Raw genomic sequence first — 19,365 nt, 5'->3', positions numbered from 1 at the left:
CGGTATGTCCAAGTCGCGTGGTTTCTGCAGGCGTTCCTCGCGCGGGCTGGGTGAACCGCAAGGTCATGGGCATCTCCGATGGCGCATCGGTAGCGACCGTCCCTGCTTGGGTCTTTTACGATTCGAGCCGATTTTGTTCAGGATTGATCAATAGGGGAGACATTCGAGCGATCCGCGCTGGGGCTATAACAAGCTGTAGGCACCAGGGGATCTCGGTCAGGAGCGGCGCAGGCGCCGCCATTCGCCGGGCGGTATATGGACATTAGCGGCAAATACTTTTGTAAAATGGCTTTGGTCCGAAAAGCCGCAGCGGCCCGCGATCTCCGCGAGCGGCAAATCAGAATTCAAGAGCATGTCTTTGGCCCGCTCAATGCGCTGCTCCACAAGCCAGCGGTGAGGCGGGCGACCTGTTGTCTTGCGAAACGCACGGGCAAAATGGCCGCGTGAGAGCTGACACTCGTCTGCAAGCGCCTCCAGCGTGATCTCGCCATCGAGATGCGCCATAAGCATTTCCTTTGCTCGGCGCACTTGCCACGGCGCGAGCCCCCCGCGCACCATCATGGGCGCCGTAGCCGATCCTCCATAAGCCTGCACCATGTGTGCGAGTAAGGCCGCAGCGATATGGTCCATGAACAGCCTGTTGGCTCGCTCCGGGTGTTCAAACGCGGGTAGAAGGCAGCGGCCCAGACTCCGGACGACGACGTCGTTATATGCATTTAAAAAATCCAAGTCGAGCGTGTCTATTTCGCGCGCTCCCTGTTCCACCGCGATCGCGTTAAGAGCCGCGCGGGTGAAGTACATATGCATGCTGTCGAACGGGACTTTCATCTCGGCAACCAATTCGACATTGAAGTTGACGAAGGTAAAGTTATCCGCATTGGTCCGGGGCTTGAGATGGTGGCGTCCGTTGAGCCATATATTGAACTCTGGGAGGGGTTGCAGTTCCAAGGCTACGAGGAAAGCATCCGTGATTGGGTTGGGCACAGTCCCGTTATCGGTACGTTGCGAAGTAATTCTCGAAAACTCTACCAGCGATTTTCGCAACGGGCGCGCCTTGATCGTAGGCGATGCTTCAATCTCCATAGATTCGCAAATCCGTTCGGCATAACTACGCTCCACCATTTGTAACCCCGTCTCATTCTCAATGCTGCGTCGCGGCTTGAATTATTGAAACTGCCGGCGCGCACCAAACGCCCGACCTGCCAAATCTGATTGCGTTATATGGTACACCATAGCCGTGCTACCGACAGCCGTATCTCGCTGCTGCGCGGCAGACCTCGTCAGCCTGCAGGTTTTGCTTCTTGATTAAGTTTTGAGCAGGCTTGCAACCGTCATCGCATTCGGATGACCATAACCCCATCAGGCGTCGCGCGATCCTATCTGTGCGCCACAACACCGGCGTTCTGCGCGCCGCAGATGGATAGCGACGTCGCTCTCGCAGTTATCGGCGGATCATTTCGGTTTGGCCCCGAAGACCGCCTTGCAATCGGGGTTGAGGTGGGCCGCGTTGCGCTGAAGGCAAGCGGTGATCGCCGCATGATCTGGAATGAATTGCTGGCAAAGGCGAAACACATCGGGCTCGCAGGCATGGCGCTGCGCCAATGTGCCTTCCTCGGCTAGCAGCGTTGCACTCGTGGCGAAGAGAATAATGGCGGCCGAAAAGCAGCAAATCGAAGCCGCGCGTGACGGTCTGGCGTGCGATTTCATGGAATGTCTTCTCGTTGATGGAATCAGCCAACACAGCGTGCGGACGAAACGTGAGCGTGATGGTTTGTCCGATTGCCGGTCTGCCCTGTACAGTGACAATGCTCCCCGGCGACCGATACGGCCAATAAATCCCGGCAAAGTACTGCTAATCCTTACGAACGGCCGGAATCCGCCGGCGGTGAAGCTCCAGAGCCGGACCGCTCAGGGGCGACTTTTGCCCAGTGGGCAGACAGGCCGCGCCGGCCTCGGCGCGCTAGTGGAAGGTCGCCGGGATTTCAACAGCGGATATATGCTATTTCTCCGGAAGACCGGCTTTACGCAGACCGTCTAGAAAGCGTTCACGGTCGGTCGGGCGGCGAAACGGCCGTATCAGGCGCTCATCTCCCAGCGTCAGCCCGGGCATCAGACGCATGAATTCGTCGAGACCGGCACGCGCGTCGGCTTCGTTCCCCAGGTGAGCCGAGGCCGCAGCAAACGTGCCGTGGGCGTCTGGAAACGCCGGATTGCAGTCGATCGCGCGATTCCCACACTCCGCCGCTTGTTCGAATTTGCCGGCGCTCAAATACGCCCAGGCGCTTACGGTGAACCACACGACCATCAGGAAATCGCGTGGGCTAAGTCGTATGGCCTCCTGCAGATTTTGAATCGCTGGATCGCATTCCCCGGCAAATGCGTAAGCGGTACCCAGGTATCCGCGCGCGAAGGTCGAGTTCGGCTCGAGGTCGATCGCCCGCAGCAACCGCCGCATGGCGTTGTCGTGCTGGCCCGAGAACAGCTCATGAATGCCGAGCGACGTATGAGCCGCCGCGTTCTGTTCGTCGGATGCTACGGCGCGGCGCGCCGTCTCGCTCATCCGCGTCCTAGCTTCAGCGGGGGAATCCGTCCATCCGAAGAGTGCGGCGAAGTGCAGCGAAAAGGCGAGATCGGCGAGTGCCAACGCGTGTTCGGGCTGCTGCCGTAGCAATTCGTCGAGCAAGCCAATCGCCTCTTTGGAGTCGTCGCGTGTAAACCGCCGGATATGCCAATGGGCGCGCATCAGGCGCTCCCATTGGCCGAGTTCAGCCGTTTCCTTGCCTTGCGAACGCTGGATTTCGGCGGCCAGGATACCCGGCGCGATAGCGCCGATGATGCTGTGGGTGATCTCGTCCTGAACCGCGAAAACGTCTTCGAGGGCACGGTCGTATCGCTCTGCCCACAAATGAGTCCCGGTGGCGGCCTCAATAAGCTGTCCGGTGACGCGAAGGCGATTGCCGGCCTTTCGGACGCTACCTTCGAGCACATAACGCACTCCGAGTTCACAGCCGACCTGCTTGATATCGACGGCGTGGCCCTTGTAGGTGAAGCTGGAATTCCGAGCGATCACGAAGAGCCAACGCGATTTGGAAAGCGCAGTGATGATGTCCTCGGAAATCCCATCGGCAAAGTATTCCTGCTCGACGTCACCACTCATGTTCTGAAATGCAAGAACAGCAATCGAAGGTTTATCGGGAAGGGCGAGAGCTTGAACTGGTGCCGCGAAAGAATCCAATGGAAGCAGTGAACCGGCGTCACTTCCAAGCTGCATACGCCAGGCGCGCATTGGCTCGATGATGTTTTTCAGTGCCTGCAGGCCCATATCATTGTAGGAGAAATCGACCTTGCCGCGGATTTGCCGGTGTGCGTCATCCGAGATGCAGACGCAGCCCGGCTCCGCGATTCCCTCGAGGCGGGCTGCGATGTTGACGCCGTCGCCGAAAATATCATCGTCATCGATGATGATGTCGCCGACATGAACGCCGATACGAAATTCGATCCGGGTGTCTTGGGGCACATCGATATTTTGCAGGGCCATATCGCGCTGAATCTCGACCGCGCACCTCGCTGCGTCCACCGCGCTGGCGAATTCAACCAGCATGCCATCGCCCGTGGTCTTGACGACGCGACCTCGATGCTCAACGATCTTGGGATCGACGAGCGCTTTTCTGAGTGCTTTCAACTTGCTGAGGGTACCCTCTTCATCGGCGCCCATGAGCCGACTATAACCGGCGACATCCGTTGCCATTACGGCGGCCAGCCGCCTTTCCACCCGCCTGTCGATCAAAGGGTTCTCCAAATCTTGAACTTTCAAGCCAAAATCTATCAAAGCATCCAGACTGCGCGCGGGCTCGACCAATGTTGGAATTGGGTCCAGGTAGCTGGTGACAATGCTTCCCGGTGACCGACGCGGCCAATAAATCCCAGCAAAGTATTGCTAATCCTTACAAACGGCTGGGAGCCGTCGCCGGCGTGAAGCTGCGGAGCCTACCTGACGCTGACCGGCGCGGGATCGAATATGTCGATGCGGGCTATCACATTTCGGAGTGACGAAATGCACGCATCGGTCCGCCGATATCGAGCTGGGCGACGCGGCAAGCCTGGTCCGAACGGCTCACCCGCAGGGATATCGAACTGTTCGCGATCATGTCGGGAGACGTCAATTCGACCCATCTGGACAATATGTTTGCCAGAAGCGACATGTTTCACAAGGTGGTGGCGCATGGCATATGGGGCAGTGCGGTGCGCTGCTGATCTCGATCGTGCTGGGAACCCAGCTGCCCCGCACCGATCATCGTCGTTTCTTGCCAAGTGTGGGAAGGATATCACCGCAGCCGTGCTGCGGCTGCGTTGGCCGTGATGCCTGGTAGCTAGAGCGGGATGACTTTTCTTCGAATCGTCATCCCTCTCTGGCTTTTTGTTTGGGCATGATCTTCCTGCGCAAGCACGTTCCGCGTTTGTCGCGAGGGAAAGCCGGTTTCCACTTTGCGCTGACGCGGCCCTTCGGGTCCGAATCGTGCTCTAGCGCATGATGTCTCCCGCCTTGGCGCGCTCGAAATCGTTCTCCCAAAGCGCGACGACGATGGTACCAAGACTGTTGCCGATCACGTTGATAAGTGCGCGTGGCGGGTTCACGAAGCGGTCCACGCCAAGCAGCAGAACGATACCGGCGAGCGGGATCGTGTTCATTGTCGCAAGCGTCGCCGCCAGCGTGACGAAGCCCGCGCCGGCGACCCCGGCCGAGCCCTTGGAGGTGAGCATCAGCACCAGCAGGATGACAATTTCCTGCGTATAGGTCAGCGACGTGCCGGTGGCCTGTGCGATGAACAGGGCGGCAAGCGAGAGATAGATCGCGGTGCCGTCCGCGTTGAAGGTAATGCCCGCCGGAACGACAAGCCCGACGATGGAGCGTGGACACCCGATTGCCTCGAGCTTCTCCATAACTTGCGGTAGCACCGCCTCGGACGACGAGGTGCTGAACACGATCAGCAGTTCCTCGCGCAGATAGCGAAGGAGAGAGAACAGCCTGACGCCGACGGCGCGCGCCACAAGACCGAGCACGACAATGACGAACAGTGCGGACGCCGCGTAACAGCAGAGCACGAACTCGCCGAGCGCCACGACGCTGCCGAGACCGTATTTGCCGATGGTGAAGGCCATGCCGCCGAAAGCCGCGATCGGTGCAAGATACATGACGACACGCACGACACCGAACAGTGCGATCATGAGTTGGTCGAAGATGTTCAGCAGCGGCTGCACTTTCTGCTGGATCTGCGACAAAACGATGCCGAACAACACGGCGAAAACGATGATTTGCAGCATGTTGTTCTGCGCGAAGGCCTGGGTGATGCTGGAGGGAATGAGGTTGAGCAGGAAGCTCTGCAAGGTCATCTGTTCCGCCGAATGCGCGTAGCCTGCGACCAGATCCGCGTTGAGCGAGTGCGGGTCGACATGTAATCCGGCCCCCGGCTTCACGATCTCCGCTGCAAGCACACCAATGACGAGCGAGACCGTGGACAGAACCTCGAAATAGATGATCGCCTTGATGCCGACGCGCCCGACCTCGCGCAAATTGCCCATGCGCGCGATGCCGACGACGACGGTGAGGAAGATAACCGGCGCGAGAAGCATCCGGATAAGCTTTACAAAACCCTCTGCCAGAAATGCGGTTTCTGCGGCAGCCTGTGGAGCGACGACGCCGAATACGATACCGAGAATGGCGCCGATGAGAACCTGCAGCCAGAGCGGGCCGAGGATGGGTTTGCGCGCCACTGCGTTTTCAACTGGTATCGCCGACATGGCGTTTCCTTCCTGTGATTTGGTATTTTTATGAGCGGACGTGGGAGCCGGCGCCGCGGAATGCGGCGCCGGGATATTATGAAGCGTATGTTTCAGGCGCTGAGTTCGGACATCACCTTATAGAGATCGGCTTTGCCCTCGAAGCCGATGCCGGGCAGCGGCGGTAAGGTGACGTGGCCGTTCTCCACCCGGACGCTGTCCGGGAAGCCGCCAAAGGGTTGGAACAGGTCGGGATAGGATTCGTTGCCGCCGAGGCCGAGTCCGGCTGCAATCGCGAGCGACATCTGATGTCCGCCATGCGGGATGCAGCGCGACGCCGACCAGCCATAGGAATCGAGCATCTTGAGCGTGCGGAGATATTCGACCAGCCCGTAGCTCAAGGCGCAATCAAACTGCAGCCAGTCGATGTCCTTGCGCATGCCGCCGTAGCGGATGAGATTGCGGGCATCCTGATGGCTGAACAAGTTTTCGCCCGTCGCCATCGGCTTTGCGTAATGCTGCGCGAGCTCGGCTTGCAATTCGTAATCGAGCGGATCGCCGGCTTCTTCGTACCAGAACAGATCGTAAGCCGAAAGCGCCTTGGCGTAGTCGATGGCGGTCTTGGTGTCGAACCGGCCGTTGGCGTCCACCGCCAGCCTGCAGCCGGCGGGCAGCATGCCGAGCACGGCTTCGATACGGCCAAGATCGTCCTTCAGCGGCACGCCGCCGATTTTCATCTTCACCACCGTATAGCCGCGGTCGAGGTAACCCTTCATCTCGTCCTTGAGCTTGGTGTTGTCCTTGCCGGGGTAGTAGTAGCCGCCGGCGGCGTAGACGAAGACCCTGGGGTTGGCCGTGCGGCCATGTGTATCGGCCAAATATTGGAACAGCGGCTGGCCGGCGATCTTCGCCGTCGCATCCCATACCGCCATGTCGATCGTGCCGATTGCCACCGAACGCTCGCCATGGCCGCCCGGTTTCTCGTTGCGAAACATGGTGGCCCAGATCTTGTGCGGGTCCAGATTGCTGCCGGCGTCGTTCAGAAGGCTCGCCGGCTCGGCCTCCATGAGCCGGGGGATGAAGCGCTCGCGCATCAGCGCGCCCTGGCCGTAGCGGCCGTTGGAGTTAAAGCCGTACCCTACTACCGGCTTGCCATCCCGGATGACATCCGTGACGATCGCCACAAGACTCAGCGTCATCTTGCTGAAATCGATGTAGGCATTGGCGATGGGCGAGGCGATGGGGTAAGTCCGTTCACGGATTTCAACGATACGCAAGGTGACCCTCCAAATTTGGGATGCGGATGTGGCGCCCGATCCGCAAGCGATGCCAATGCCGATTTCGTATCATCCAAGGCGTAAACGGCATGGGCTTTGTCATGTGCTTGGGAACGGACCATGGAACTGATCTGGCTTGAGGATTATCTTGAGCTGTGCCGCACCGGGAATTTCTCACGCGCCGCCGAGGTCCGAAATCTCACGCAGCCAGCCTTCAGCCGCCGCATCCGCGCGCTGGAGAAGTGGGCCGGGGTCACGTTGTTTGATCGCGCCGCACAGCCTGTCCAGTTAACAGCGGCCGGGCGGGAATTTCAGCCGCTGGCGGCGATGCTGATCCGGCGTATCGCCGATGCACGCGCACATATACGGGAGGTTGCGGCGGCGGAGGTGGCGACGATCCGAATTGCGGCAACGCATGCGCTCTCGCTGATCTTTTTTCCCGGCTGGCTGAAGCGGCTGGAGGCCGATGGACTCATCTGCTGCGTACACCTCGCTTCTGACACGCTAAACGCAGTCGAAACGCTGCTGTTGGACGGGCGGGCGCATTTCCTGCTCTGCCATGTGCATGACGAGATTCCGCTCCGTCTGCCGACCACCGAGTTTGAATCTACTCTGGTCGCGAAAGACCGGCTGATTCCGTGCGTCGCACCGAGCCTGATGGCAACGCAGGCCGCGCTGCTCGCGGAGGCGCCGCTGCTCGCCTATGGCAGCGGCTCGGGACTCGGACGTATCCTGCGCGGCGTGATCGGCGCGCGACTGCCTCGGCTGCTTACCGCGCCGGTACTGACGGCGGATCTGGCAGGCTCGCTGCGGGCGTTGTGTCTGGACGGGCGTGGTGTGGCTTGGCTCCCCGCGACGCTGGTTGAGGACGATCTGATTTCCGGCCGGCTCCTGCCTTTTGCAGATGCGTCCTGGGAGGTGCCGATCGAAGTGCAGCTATTCAGGCCGCAGATGCGGCTCACGCCGAAGGCGGAGGAGATGTGGAGGCTCGCGCAGCGGCGGGGCAGCTGACCCGTACCAAATGCGATCGCGCTCCGAACGCACCATTCGCCCATGGTCTGCCGAAGTCGAACAAGTTCGAAGGTGGTGGGGTAGGGGGCTGCTGCCTGTTGTGCTATGGCTCGGCGTCTCTCTGCGCTCGGTCAGGTCTATTATAGGTTGCGGCTGTGGCCGCTGCGCTACAGGCATATGGCCGGGAGTCACGCTATATGCAGCGGTCCGTCGGACAAGGCGCACCCGCCGATGGTCTAAGCTTTAGCGGGGCGCGCGGCAGGGGAATTAGATGAAGAAAAATTTTTTGCTTGTTGCGCTCGGCGGGATGACGCTGGGACTTTCGATGCCGGCCAGCGCGGCCGACTTGGCCGCGCGGCCCTATACCAAGGCGCCGGCGCTAGTTCAGGCCGCGTATGATTGGAGTGGTTTCTACATCGGTATCAATGGCGGCGGCGGCACCAGCCACACGTCTTGGGATCTCGCCGGCTTTGGTTCGGAAGGCAGCCATGACGCGACCGGCGGGACCGTTGGTGGCCAGATCGGCTATCGCTGGCAGTCGGCCAATTTTGTGTTCGGCCTCGAAGGCCAGGGCAACTGGGCCGACTTTTCCGGCAGCAACACTACCCCGATTGGTGGCAATCCGCTCGGCGGCCTGACCGACCGTACCCGTATCGATGCGTTTGGGCTTATCACCGGACAGGTCGGCTATGCCTGGAACAACGTCCTCGTTTATGTGAAGGGCGGTGCCGCAGTCGTGGACGACAAGTATGACGCATATGACCCACTCGCCGGTACGACCTTTGGGTCCGCCACTGAAGCGCGCTGGGGTGCGACGGTCGGGGCTGGTCTTGAAGTTGGCTTCGCGCCGAACTGGTCGATTGGCGCCGAATATAACCATATCTTCTTGGATAACCACGACGCTACGTTGAACGACGCCTTTGGCGGCATCGCGGATACCGTTCGTGTTCATCAGGATGTCGATATCGGCTTGGTCCGCCTGAACTATCGTTGGGGTGGCCCGGTGATTGCCAAATACTGAGTAATTCGGAACAGCACGCTGCAAGGGCCGGCTCTTTGAGTCGGCCCTTTTTTGTTCGGGCTTCCTTTGCAGCGTCGACGAGATGGGTAAGAATCACCCTCGCAGGCGCGATCCAATCCCTAGATTGCATGATTCGCTTGAGAGGCTGTCAACCAGACTGCTCTCGGATCAGATCTTGGGGCTGATGAAATGACTTCGTGTTTGATCACGAATGGCGGCGCTTGCGTCGGCGGCAGGCGGGAATCCTATAACGATGAGCTGGAGCAGGCGCAGTGCCGGGCGATCTGCCTCGCCAAAGAATGTGACCTCGACAAGGGCACTGCGCTGATCGAACGCGACAACGGGTGCAAGCCTGCGCACTGACGCGGCCGTTCTTCCGTCGTCAGCAGAAGCCTGGTCATCGCGCCCAGATTTTCTCGTGCAACAAGATCGACATCGCCAGGACAGGGCACAGGATCAGCCGGAGCGCTGCTTTTGCTCGATTCCAGTCGCGTCATTAAGATGTTTGAACTCAACTTCCGTTACGGTCCCCTTGAGGATTCCTGGCGGTACCCCAAGGAGACTTCATGACGTTGTTCCCGCAGATGCCGAACTTCCCGGCTTTGCCCCGCCATAGGCGGGGCCCAGCAAGAGGTTGGTCAGGCGGGATCAGGCTCATGCATAACGCGCGGAGTTTGTTTGACGACGGTATCCGAGAAAACCAAGTCCGAGGAAACCGAGGATCATCATCGCCCACGTCGAAGCTTCGGGAACCGCGGAAATCGTGCCGACACCGAGAGTTTCCTCAAAAGAGCCGAATGGTCCAGCGTTAGGATCCGAAGTCAGCATCGCATTGTTGAGGCCGTAAAACGAGTCACTGAACAGGTTGTACACATAGTCCGACGGGCCAGCGGTAATGGCGAGGCCGTCGCCGGTCCACTGCAATACACCGCCGACATTGCTGATGACGTTATCAAAGGAGAAAGTGTTGCCAGACGTCTGGACATTGCCGGCGGTGCCGGTGACGCCAAGAAGTCCGTCGACCGTATAGGTGTTAGCGCCGGACAGCACCGTGCCACTGACATTGGTGATGTCGTAGTCAACGCCGTTCGCGTCGAGCGTCGCATTGGCAACCAAGTCCAACGTCACGTTGCTCGAAGTGTAGGTGATGTCGAAAACCGAAGCCTCGGCTTTCGACGCTAGCGTGCCGACGGAAAGAGCGGCGGCAACAGCAATTCCAAAAAACTTAACAGACATTAGAGCTCCAAGTTTGTTAGAGGCCCGCGCGACTTTTGACCAATGCTCGCCCGATTGAGCGATACCAAGTCAACTCACCATGCGTTTTGCTGACTCCTTTGCGGGCCATCAACGTATTGTTAAGGATGTTTCAAGACCGTGTTGCGACATCGACTTGTCGGCAGCGTGACGACGGTGGAATTGATAATGCTGTCACTACACGCGAGGTGTGAAGCCAGACCGCCGACGCGCCGGAAGTCTCACTTCAACGGCACAGCTCTCGAGTCCTTTGCCGGGTCAACCCAGACGTCGCTGTGTTTCACCATCTCCATAAGTTGGGCCGGATCGAATTTTCGCAAACTCCCGGGAATCATGAACGCGCTATCGGGCTGCGGCGCCTCTTGCACATTTATCAATTCGGTCGTGCTGCCATCATAGGCCTCGATCCGCACTACGTATCGGAGTCGCGGGTCGATCCAACTTGAATAGCGCCTGCCGCGCGGCGAGGTCATATCGTATTTCACGATGGTACGGCCATCGTGCGTCTCGGCGCCGATGCGATCGCATCGCCACGCCGCACCGCCAGCTGCACTCCCCGAGACCTGGGCCATCTCCTGCCATTGCAGACACGGTGCATCCGGGTCGATCGGCACCAGAAGTTCGGTCAAAACGCTGGATTGCCGCGCATCCATGAAGACCCGTCGGTCCGGCTGCACAAAATAAGAAGTCTTGGCATCGGTACGGACGAGGAAAAAGCCGGTTTGCAGGTCGGGCGCCTCGATGCGGATCTTGTCGTCCGCGACCAACAGCCGTCCCTTGCCGATCTGGCCGTCGGCGTCCCGCCGCGAGAGTTCCGCGGAAAATTGCTGCGCTGATGCAACGTTCGCGACCAGCACGGCGACGAACATTGCGGTGGTCAGACTGATAGCCGTCGAAGTCGTTCTCGATATGCGGCTGCGAGACTTGTGAATTGAAATCATGCACGTCTACCTTGATCAATTTCGGTCGCTCACGCAGTCGGCGCTGGGTCATGCCGTAAGGCTTGACCCAGCGCCGTAGCGTTGGTGTCGTCGGGACCGTTTCAATGATCCCGACGATATGTCGGTAATGTCCGCTTACGGCAGATAGTTCGGCACCGTCGGCGGAACGTTGAAGTTGAACGCATCGAACAAGTCGTCAATGGCCGGCATGTTGGTGGGCACGTACGGATTGGCCGGAGTGCTCACCGGGTTCGGCAGGTTGTCACGGCTACGGTTGGTCACCGGCGTCATGTACCAGTTGCGCTCGATGAACTTCATCAGCGATACATGATCACCGTAGGCGTGGTGGACAATGCCGCCGGCCGAATAGGGCGACAGGATCAGCAACGGAATGCGAGATCCGTCGCCGAAGAAGTCGATCGGCTGCACGAAGCCCGAGTCGTATTCGGCACCAGCTTCATCCCAGGTGATGAACACGGCAGTTTCCGCCAGCATGCGCGGGTTCTTCTGAAGTTCGGCGAGAATGTTCTGCACATAGACTTCGAACAGATCGATCTTCGACGATTGCGGGTGACCGTCCAAATAGCCGTCCGGCTTGCCGAATGACACCGAGGGCAACGTGTTGGTCTGGATACCGGTGATCAGATCACGAGTGTCCTTCATGTGTGCGGCCCGTTGCGCCGGGTCGCTCATGACTGAACTCAGGTACTGGAACGGATTACAGATCGCGCAATAGACTTGGCCCCACGCATGCGCAGGATCGGTATAAGGCTGCTCGTTCAAGTCCGCCGCCGCGGCGGCGTCCTTCAAGCCCGCACCGAACCAGGCCCAGGTGAGGTTATGCTCGTTCAGTTCGTCACCGATGCTGCGCAACGGCGACGGCGGAACACTGCCGCTTAGGGTGCCGTTCGCATTATACCCTGGGTTGGAGTTGTTCATCAGGTAGTAGTGACCAGCTTCGCAATTCGATTTTACGCGGTACGGCAAGCTCGTCAGATAATTGACGATCGGTGCCACACCCGGCTGGGTGGTGTCGGCGCAGTTCACCAAGTTCTGGTCGCTGATGAAGTTATTGATCGCAAACGCATCTGTTGGTTTCGACTGCGGATTCGGATTGGCGACCAAGCTCGGATCCGGAGTCGTCGCATTGCCTTTGCCATCGGTCCAGTAGAGCGCGTCGCCGGTGACGAGCATCATGTGGTTCGGGTAGGTGCCGCCGAGGAACGACTGATGAAAATTGTCGCTCAGCGTAAAGCGGTCGGCGAGGCTCTTGAAGTATGGCACTTGCCCTTGAGCCATGTTGAAGAAGCCCATCGGGTTGCCCAGAGCCCAGGTCTGGTCCGTCGCGAGCTCCGTGAACGGGAACAGGTCGTTCAGACAGCCGGTGGGGTTGGCGGCGGTGGCATTCTCCATGCTGCAATCCTGCTGCTGAGCAGCCTGGAAGAAGCGGTGAGTCATGTCGCCAGCGTAGTCATGCTCGCTGATGTTCGGTCCCTGGAGGGGGAAAGGTCCAGAGAGCGAGCCTGCGCCGGGGATGCGGGTGTCGAGTACGCCTTGGGGCAGGTTGGTCGCCCCCTCGCTCAGCAAATTAAACTGGCTGGCCTTGATGTCGGGATCCTCCGAGGAGACCAGCTGCGCTTCGAGGTTCCAATTCGAATCCTGGTCCGGTCCATAGAACGGCGCGGAGTATCCCACTCCGTAAGGATAAAAGGCGTTCGGACCTGAGGGCGCGCCGCCAGTGGTCGGCTGCGGCATCGGGTTGGAGGAATTGTTGTACGGGGTCTTGGCGATATTCGGCGCACCGAAATAGTAAGTCGGCTGCGGCGCGACCGAATATTGTTGGGCGAGCGAGTAGTTCGGGCCCGGGCTGCCGTCAGCGTTGACGATGCCTTTCGACAGCAGGTTGCTGATGGTCTGCCCCTGGCCCTTGGGCGTGTAGGTGGCGAAGGTGTGGTCAAAGCCACGGTTCTCGCCGACCAGGATGATGACGCGCTTGATCGGAGTTGCGGTGTTCACCGCCGCGACCGAATCAACTGCGCCGCCCATGGCGGCAGGTGCGATGCAAAGCAACGATCCCGTCAACACCGACGTGCAGAGGGTAGTAGTCAGCTGCCAGTTTTGGCGGCGACCTAAATTCAAGAGGTTCATGTTATTTTATCCCTGCGAAAAAAATTTTCGACAGTGACCTCATTGCAGGTCAATATGACGCAGGCCCTTGGTTTTTGTAAAATTTGGAAGACGAATTTATTTTGTTGGGGAAATTCTAAAACTGCAGCTTAGTCACAGTGACTTTCGTTTCTTTTTTTGCGTTCTTTCTTAGATCCGTCCTCCGACTAGTGGGTCGTTGCCCTGCGATCGTTCGAAACGCGGCTTTCCACATGGCAAGAGCAAAGCCGTTCGCGACGAGTGACAATCCTGCGCTGCGCAGTACGGATCGCATTCATCAGTGCGTGTAAATATGATTCGGCCCGCCAATCGCTTGGGTGGGAATCATGCTCAAGCCGAGAGTCGCAGCGCGATAACTGAAGCGCGATGGGGTCGCGATAGGACCAGGAGAATAATTATCGCACTTCAGCTGATTGAGCATGATCTCCGCGCAAACGTGTTCCGCGTTTGTCGCGAGGGAAACCCGCTGCACTCTTCTCCGGACCATGCTCCAATTATCTCGGCCTCAACGCGCTTGGAGCGTTTTCGAGCGAAAACCTGCCCCAGACTTGGATAGCGGGGTGGATATCGGTTCGCGTCAGGAAAACGCGCCAAAAAACATTGGGGCTTCGGCTCTGATTCCGTCAGAACGGGAAGGCTCCGGTGCCGTGCCGACCAGTGATCGGCCTGAGCCGAGCCTATTTGGTCGTGGTTTCGGTCGCTGCATTGGCCGGCACAGCCGAAACTTGCGTCGGCTTTTGGGTTTGCCGGAGTCTTTGCCACAGTGCCGTGTAGTGTGCCCTGTGAACCGCCGGATTGAAGAGCGACCATTGTTGAGCGGTCGCCAGCAGTGTCGGCAAGGCAATGACGGACAGCTGACGATAGACATTATATTCCGCTTCCGCTTCGTCGAAACGACCCGCCGCTGCCGCAATCCCGATGTGCCGGAATCGGATCACCACATCCTTCAGCACCGCGCGCGCGGCGAGGCGCTCCTTCAAACCATCGGTTACGGTCGGGTCTCGGCGATCCGGGAATTTCTCGGTCAGATCGCGGAGCTCCTGGCCAATGGTGCTGACCGCGAGATCGATGACGGCGGAATCGTGGGCCGGAATGGCGAAATCGAGCACGGAAGCAAAGTCATTGATCTCCTTGAGCTGTCCCGTCACGCCCTCGCGGTCGAAGGGCACCACGCCGTCACCAACGGCCGTGATATAGGCGATGAGGTCGGAACGATCCTGTGGCGTCAGCCCGAGTTCGAATAGCCGATCGAAATGCGCTACCGCCTGATCCAATCTGTCATAGCGTGCATCGTGAAAGTATGGCCCGTTAAAATCGGCGTTCAGCAGCGTTGGCGTCTTGAACAGACCTCCAGAGCCGACATCGTGCTGCTTGTGATCGACGAATCCTGCTGATGGGATGTGGCACGTAGCGCAGCTCATGCTCGCGTCTCGCGGAAATGGCCGGGAAAAAATCGCCTCACCGCGCCGCTCAGCCGCGTTCGATTGTGCCGTCAGCCGGCCGTTGGAGTCGAGGCTCGGGTTCTTCAGGAAATCTATATCCTCGATATAAGCGACTAAAGCATCGAGAATCGTCGGGGATGGTTCGGGACCGGAGAACTCGTTGACGATGACGTTGCGGACGAAGTCGCGTAGCGAGGCGATGCGTCCGTCATTGCCGTAAGGGGCGAGAAAGCGCTCGCCACGCAGGCTAGGGATGCGGACCGGATCAAGCACACCGTTGTGCGCTTTGGGATTGAACAGCGGACCGGTTGTGTCGAAATTTCCCGGCCGGGTCGACATGCCAGGAATAAATAACCTCGGATTGCCGGCACCATTGACGTGACAGGTACCGCAGCTCATCCCCGCCCGCGCCGCAGTGCCGCCCAATATATCCGGTGAGTTGAACGCCAGATCGCCGAGATCGATCATGTAGGATTTGAAGCCGCCGCGCGTCTCGGAGTGGAATACTTCAGACGGGCGTAAGAACGAGTCCTCGGCGAGTTCGGTCCCCGCCGGCAAGATGGTCTGATCGCCGCTAAGCGGGAAAGCGCCGATCTCGCCGGGCTGCAGTGCCATGAACACTATCGCAATCGCCCAAAACCCTCGCCGTATCATCACCGAACCTGCCCTTGAATCACGTTATTCCTACTGCGTCGGAGGTGCCGCGCGACGGCGTGGCGCCTCTGGAGCCGGGTGACTTTTCTTCGTATCGTCATCCATCTCTGTTTTTGTTTGAGCATGATCTCCGCGCTAGCGCGGCCCTCCCGGTCTGGATCATGCTGTAGCTCACCGCCGAGCAAGACCGGCCTATTGAAGTTCGAGCGTCGGCCGAGCCAGAGCGATCGCGGGAGCTGTCATTTGCAACGTGAGAACGAGCTCCTCGCTAAGTGCGCGCAGCCTTTCCTGGTCTATTTTCCGAAGGTCACGCTCGGCCAGCATGGTTTTCAGCTCGGTGATCAGGTGCAGAACTTGAGCGTGGTGATCCCAGTCGCGACTTTCAATCGCGGGGGCGAAGATCATGCTGTAGGCCAGTTCAATGCCGTCGACATTGTGGCGCATGTCGTCAATCGAGGTTCCGCTAAGGTACGACTCACCACCATCGAGTTTGCTTTCGCCAACTTCGTAAGCCAGCCGGGTCAAGCCGTCGAACAACCCTTGGGAGGTCAGTGTGATGTTGCGGGCTGTCGCTGCCATGTCCGACAAGTTGTGTAGCAATGCGTCGACCTCGCTCTCAACGTCGGTCCGGCCGGTGCCAAATAGCTTGGTTTCGATCGCGTGAAAGCCGGTGGCGCCGTTTGGCCAGGCATCGATTTCGCGGTCGAGTTCGGGGGCAAAGCCGCTGGTGAAGACCTCGGAGCGCTCCCAGCCGGCTCGGGCATCGATCCAAGCCTGTTTTGCCGCGACGACGTCACCGCTCGAAACGTTGTCGCGCAGCTTCTTCACGCTTGCAATGCTTTTGTCGATGTCCTCGACAAGCCGCGAACGATAGAGCTCAATCGCAGTGTCGAACGTCGCCGTGGGGATGGTGTCGGCCTTGGCGCCGATTGGTCCGAGCCCGACGAGTGCTGCGCATAACGTAGCCGCCAATGCGATCGAAAGCGCAATTGCCCATCGAGCCGAATCACGGCGATGACGGTGCGTCATCAACATACCTAGTTGCCCCGAATGCCGCTTGCCGGCACTCATGGCACCGTTGCGAAAGTTTCTAAACTTGCAGCAAGCTACTGCATCGATCCTAACGGTAATATGTCAGCTTTAATTTGTGTCCCGTCGAATGGCGCAACGCGGCGTCTGCGCGGTACTAGAGCTCGGTTCTGATGGAATCCGAACGGGGCTCACCTCGTTGTTTTGACGCTTTTTCTTCACGCGAACCGGAATCCACTTCGCTCGAAAACGCTATAGTGGCCGTTTCAACCCGCTTCGCTTCCGCAAGGTGCCACCGTTAGGCAGATGTTGTGGAGGACGGAAGTCCTTGGCTGACGCTGGGTTGCCGATAGCCGGCTCTGAAACGCGAAGTCACAGATCGAGCGCTAGCAATGCCGGTCTCAGGAAGGCTGCGCGCCTCGCATCATGACATGACCAGAATCATTGGAGCCATCATCGTCATCATCGATGCGATGAGGATGATCAACTGATTTTCTTATGTGAGTAGCCCGGACGTTATCTTCCTCATCCGACGTCATATTTCGGATCGATGAGCGGCCCCAAGTAATCCGCGATCTATATTTCCAGTCACGCTGGGCTGTTGCGCCAGCGGACGCGCCATGTCTCGGTCAGCATGGGCGATGTGTCTGGCAGAAAATTCATGGCGCGCTTTGCGCGCATCTTGTGCGGGCGCTGGTCGGACGAAGCGGCCCGAATGCGCCGGCGTTCTGGTCTGGTTTTTGCTGGGCAAGGTCCGGCACCAGCGGTCGGGCTGCGAGAGGCTCGCGCGGTGGCCGTAAAATCCAGGGGAGACAAGCGCTTGCCGCTCTACAGCTACCATTGTGCGAAATGCGACAAGGATTTCGAGCTCCTTGTCCAGTCCGGCGACACGCCGCTCTGTCCCACCTGTGGAGGCAACAAGCTCGACCGCCTGATGTCGCGCGTGGCGGCGCCGGGAACCAGCCGCGATCTTGCCAGGGCGGCCCGCGCCCAAGCCGGCAGCGAAGGGCATCTGAGCAACTTCAGCCGCTCTGAGCGCCGGCGCTGAACTGCCGCTCAGTCAGGCCCCTTGTTCTCGGGCCCCTTGTTCAAGGAAATGCACGCCGAATTTTTCCCGCTCGCCTGCGCGATGTAACGCGCTGGCAGCTTCGGATCGGCCCAGCCGAACATCACGCTCGACCTTGGCTATGAGAGCCCGGCAGTTTCGTCACCATATCAATAAAGTCTTGGGCAAGCCGCCGAGCCGCTAGCTTCGAAGCGAGGCCTGAAGCCGGCCTTTGAGACGGCAATCAGAAGTTCGCTTTTCCGATCTGGCCATGGTCTGCCACTCTGGTGGGGCGGTGTTGAGAGCCTTATCGGCTTCAATTGTATCAGAACCCCGAATGCCTCGGGAATTCCTTGAATAGAAACAGCATTGATCCAGATCAATGAACGCATCGCGCTTCGATATATTCGATGACATACGCCGAGACGCGACGATGTTTGTCGGTAATGGCTGTGAGAAGATACTCAGCCTGAGCAGGAGAAGTTTAAGATGGCGAAGGAAGTATTGGCTCGGATTCAGCCCGTTGAAGACGACGTGGAGCGGCAGAATCCCGCGGTGGTAGACGAGGTGCTCGTGCATGTCCGCTTCCATCCGAATGCCGAGATTTCTTCGATCGGCGAAAAGCCCGGCAATTTGAGCGAGAACGAGTGGTTCAAACGTTTGCTCGATGGAGCGTCGGCGCATTATCAAGTGCTTGCCGGCGGACGCGGCTTCTTCCGTATTCCGCGTGCGAGCTTTGAGACGATCTTAGAGGGCGTGCAGGGCTGACGCGAAGGTGAACAGAAGCGGCTTCAGGGATTTGCATGCGATGTTCGTCCGCATTCTGGCGGAGAACCCGAGATCGCCGTACACATTCGAAATGCTGATCGACTACGTATTCGAGTTGTTCGAGGCGAATATCGGCCTGCAAACCCAGCATCTGCCGCCGCTAGCCTGTCAAAAAGGATGCCCCTCCTGCTGTAGTTTGCGGGTGACGGTTACCGCGCCGGAAATCTTCCTGTTGGCGGATTACGTGCGGCAAATCGATGCCGCGCCAAGTGGCGCGGCGATCGGACTTGGACGGCGTATCGCCCACGTAAACCGCTCCACGCGTGGATTAAGCGAGACCGAAAGGTTGGCGCTGCGCAAGCCTTGTCCCTTCATTGTCCGTGGTGTCTGCATCGTTCATCCGGTTCGTCCGCTTGCCTGTCGCGGGCTTGCCTCCTTCGACCGCCAAGCCTGCGCCCGCGCTGTAGCGGGCAGGGACGTCGAGGTCCCGCTTTCCGAACCGCATCTGGCGCTGCGGGGATTGATGCAGAGCGCGCTGCAATCGGCCTTGCGGAGCGCTGGGCTTTCCTGGGGCCTTTATGAGATGAATCATGGTCTTGCGCTCGCTCTCGACCGCAAGGGCCGCGACGCGGCGTGGCTCGTCGGCAGCGATAGCCTCGCTCAGGCCGCGATCGAGTTCGACTGGACGGGAGCGGGGGATCAATTTGATGCCCTGCTCGCAACGTAGGTTTACGTAACGTAGGTTTACCTGCAGCATCGTGCGTTGTGATATCTGGTTTTGGCGCCGCGCCAAATTGTCACCATTCAGAACAAAGCCGGAAAGCCCGACGGCCGCGGCATGGACCGCCGTCGTTCTGAAGGCTGGTCAAGCCCCCAGCGGATAAGGTGCTATCCCGTGAATTTGGGATAGAATGCCGCGGTCGGATTTCCGCAATGACGGTGCAGCCGCGGCTTGCTCGCAGGCGAGCGTTTCTCCGGG

The 19,365-nt window shown here is 59.1% G+C and carries 17 protein-coding genes; 7 read left to right on the top strand and 10 right to left on the bottom strand.

Features of this window, described 5'->3' with window-relative positions; genetic code table 11:
- Positions 1–216: 216 nt before the first annotated feature.
- The 3 genes from HB630_RS13380 to HB630_RS13370 all read right to left on the bottom strand — a co-directional run bounded on the left by HB630_RS13380 (position 217) and on the right by HB630_RS13370 (position 3,859).
- Complete coding sequence (locus HB630_RS13380) at positions 217–1,122, bottom strand: AraC family transcriptional regulator (protein ID WP_213772716.1); 906 nt, start codon at positions 1,120–1,122, stop codon at positions 217–219.
- A gap of 330 nt (positions 1,123–1,452) precedes the next feature.
- Positions 1,453–1,707, bottom strand: a complete 255-nt coding sequence (locus HB630_RS13375) for a hypothetical protein (protein WP_213772715.1) — start codon at positions 1,705–1,707, stop codon at positions 1,453–1,455.
- Positions 1,708–1,999: 292 nt separating this feature from the next.
- Positions 2,000–3,859, bottom strand: a complete 1,860-nt coding sequence (locus HB630_RS13370) for an adenylate/guanylate cyclase domain-containing protein (RefSeq protein ID WP_213772714.1) — start codon at positions 3,857–3,859, stop codon at positions 2,000–2,002.
- Between the two features lie 287 nt (positions 3,860–4,146).
- Between HB630_RS13370 and HB630_RS28370 the strand changes: the two genes are divergently transcribed.
- Entirely contained in the window at positions 4,147–4,254 is a 108-nt protein-coding gene (locus HB630_RS28370) for a MaoC/PaaZ C-terminal domain-containing protein (RefSeq protein ID WP_249780836.1), read from the top strand.
- Positions 4,255–4,521: 267 nt separating this feature from the next.
- Here the strand turns inward: HB630_RS28370 and dctA are convergent, their stop codons facing one another.
- Positions 4,522–5,799: a C4-dicarboxylate transporter DctA gene (gene dctA / locus HB630_RS13360; RefSeq protein WP_213772713.1), complete on the bottom strand. Its 1,278-nt coding sequence runs from the start codon at positions 5,797–5,799 to the stop codon at positions 4,522–4,524.
- Positions 5,800–5,891: 92 nt separating this feature from the next.
- Positions 5,892–7,055, bottom strand: a complete 1,164-nt coding sequence (locus tag HB630_RS13355) for a mandelate racemase/muconate lactonizing enzyme family protein (RefSeq protein WP_213772712.1) — start codon at positions 7,053–7,055, stop codon at positions 5,892–5,894.
- A 120-nt stretch (positions 7,056–7,175) separates the two neighbouring features.
- On the opposite strand from HB630_RS13355, the gene HB630_RS13350 reads away from it, so the two are divergent.
- From HB630_RS13350 to HB630_RS13340, 3 genes are all read left to right on the top strand, one after another.
- The gene (locus HB630_RS13350; protein ID WP_213772711.1) at positions 7,176–8,066 is read left to right on the top strand and encodes a LysR substrate-binding domain-containing protein; all 891 of its coding nucleotides are present in this window, start codon (positions 7,176–7,178) and stop codon (positions 8,064–8,066) included.
- 271 nt (positions 8,067–8,337) lie between these two features.
- Positions 8,338–9,087 carry an outer membrane beta-barrel protein gene (locus tag HB630_RS13345; protein ID WP_213772710.1) on the top strand — a complete coding sequence of 250 codons (750 nt, stop codon included), beginning with the start codon at positions 8,338–8,340 and terminating at the stop codon, positions 9,085–9,087.
- A 189-nt stretch (positions 9,088–9,276) separates the two neighbouring features.
- Positions 9,277–9,450 carry a hypothetical protein gene (locus HB630_RS13340; protein WP_213772709.1) on the top strand — a complete coding sequence of 58 codons (174 nt, stop codon included), beginning with the start codon at positions 9,277–9,279 and terminating at the stop codon, positions 9,448–9,450.
- A gap of 291 nt (positions 9,451–9,741) precedes the next feature.
- Here HB630_RS13340 and HB630_RS13335 read toward each other — a convergent pair whose 3' ends face one another.
- The 5 genes from HB630_RS13335 to HB630_RS13315 form a co-directional block, all read right to left on the bottom strand.
- Positions 9,742–10,323 (bottom strand): PEP-CTERM sorting domain-containing protein, encoded by a 582-nt coding sequence (locus HB630_RS13335; RefSeq protein WP_213772708.1) that lies wholly within the window; start codon positions 10,321–10,323, stop codon positions 9,742–9,744.
- A 239-nt stretch (positions 10,324–10,562) separates the two neighbouring features.
- Positions 10,563–11,108: a hypothetical protein gene (locus HB630_RS13330; protein WP_213772707.1), complete on the bottom strand. Its 546-nt coding sequence runs from the start codon at positions 11,106–11,108 to the stop codon at positions 10,563–10,565.
- Between the two features lie 309 nt (positions 11,109–11,417).
- Complete coding sequence (locus tag HB630_RS13325) at positions 11,418–13,430, bottom strand: alkaline phosphatase family protein (protein ID WP_213772706.1); 2,013 nt, start codon at positions 13,428–13,430, stop codon at positions 11,418–11,420.
- Positions 13,431–14,125: 695 nt separating this feature from the next.
- Positions 14,126–15,448, bottom strand: a complete 1,323-nt coding sequence (locus tag HB630_RS13320; RefSeq protein WP_249780835.1) for a cytochrome c peroxidase — start codon at positions 15,446–15,448, stop codon at positions 14,126–14,128.
- Between the two features lie 288 nt (positions 15,449–15,736).
- Complete coding sequence (locus tag HB630_RS13315; protein WP_213772705.1) at positions 15,737–16,615, bottom strand: EfeM/EfeO family lipoprotein; 879 nt, start codon at positions 16,613–16,615, stop codon at positions 15,737–15,739.
- Between the two features lie 778 nt (positions 16,616–17,393).
- Here HB630_RS13315 and HB630_RS13310 point away from each other — a divergent pair.
- The 3 genes from HB630_RS13310 (at position 17,394) to HB630_RS13300 (ending at position 19,113) form a co-directional block, all read left to right on the top strand.
- Complete coding sequence (locus HB630_RS13310) at positions 17,394–17,621, top strand: zinc ribbon domain-containing protein (protein WP_213772921.1); 228 nt, start codon at positions 17,394–17,396, stop codon at positions 17,619–17,621.
- Positions 17,622–18,107: 486 nt separating this feature from the next.
- A complete protein-coding gene (locus tag HB630_RS13305; RefSeq protein WP_213772704.1) occupies positions 18,108–18,386 on the top strand; it encodes a hypothetical protein in 279 nt (92 codons plus the stop codon).
- Between the two features lie 40 nt (positions 18,387–18,426).
- A complete protein-coding gene (locus HB630_RS13300) occupies positions 18,427–19,113 on the top strand; it encodes a hypothetical protein (RefSeq protein ID WP_213772703.1) in 687 nt (228 codons plus the stop codon).
- The last annotated feature ends 252 nt before the right edge of the window (positions 19,114–19,365 follow it).

This window comes from Bradyrhizobium sp. dw_78, assembly GCF_018449525.1.
In the GTDB taxonomy this organism is placed as follows: Bacteria; Pseudomonadota; Alphaproteobacteria; order Rhizobiales; family Xanthobacteraceae; genus Bradyrhizobium.
This window is presented reverse-complemented; position numbering and strand designations above follow the sequence as displayed.